Origin of the sequence: Clostridium estertheticum (assembly GCF_018861295.1) — a bacterium.
GTDB classification, from domain to species: domain Bacteria; phylum Bacillota; class Clostridia; order Clostridiales; family Clostridiaceae; genus Clostridium_AD; species Clostridium_AD estertheticum_D.
On sequence record NZ_JAHLDM010000095.1, the window covers coordinates 1 to 778 of the forward strand.

The 778-nt window shown below is 28.7% G+C and carries 1 protein-coding gene; it reads left to right on the top strand.

Annotation, left to right across the window (positions count from 1 at the left end):
• Window positions 1-81 precede the first annotated feature (81 nt).
• The gene (locus KPL54_RS25820; RefSeq protein WP_216109327.1) at window positions 82-495 is read left to right on the top strand and encodes a CGGC domain-containing protein; all 414 of its coding nucleotides are present in this window, start codon (window positions 82-84) and stop codon (window positions 493-495) included.
• The last annotated feature ends 283 nt before the right edge of the window (window positions 496-778 follow it).

Consider the following 778-nt stretch of genomic DNA (forward strand, 5'->3'; position numbering starts at 1 on the left):
GTAAAATACTTGTACCTTACGTAGCGTAATCATTTATACTTCTTTTATAGAATATAAAATGAACTAATACAGGGGGTAAGTATGAATATTAAGTATATTGTTATCATTCAATGCGATATTGCACAAAGAAGATGCAGTGGATTTGCCTGCACAAATGATTTTTACAATAAGGATGGAGTTTTTAAAGATTATGATGATGCTACAAGATATATTTCTTTTACTTGTGGGGGATGTTGTGGAAAGGGAGTTGCTTCAAAATTAGAACATTTCTCTAAGAAGTTATATAAAAAAAATAATATTAGCAAAGATGAAGTTGTAGTTCACTTATCATCTTGCATGGTAACTGACAATTATCACTACGATAGGTGTCCTCACTTAGACTACATCAAGGGTATAGTTACAAAGAAAGGTTATAAAAATGTTGTTGATGGTTCTTTCATAAGTGATAATGCTAAAAGAAAAAGAGAAGAAGGTATTTACAACTCCTATGACTAAAAAAATATACCATTAACTTTGGAGGTTATCTTATGAATTTAGAAGAACAGAAACAATTTATTTTATCCGGTAAAATGTATAATTAAATAAATAATTTATGTCGTCTCAGTAGAAAACTGCGTCTTATAGATAGTACGAATACCTGCTTTAACTAAACATAAAACTCCACTGAAATATTCAATTTAATCAGAATATTTCAAAGGAGTTGTTCACTTTAGTTAATATACTATTTTATTAAACTTGCACCTAGTTCAAATGCTTTTTGACAATCTAAAGGAAATTG

What these genes read in the sequence shown, in the direction of transcription:
- KPL54_RS25820 (WP_216109327.1), top strand. Translation starts at nt 82, where the DNA reads ATGAATATTAAGTATATTGTTATCATTCAATGCGATATTGCACAAAGA.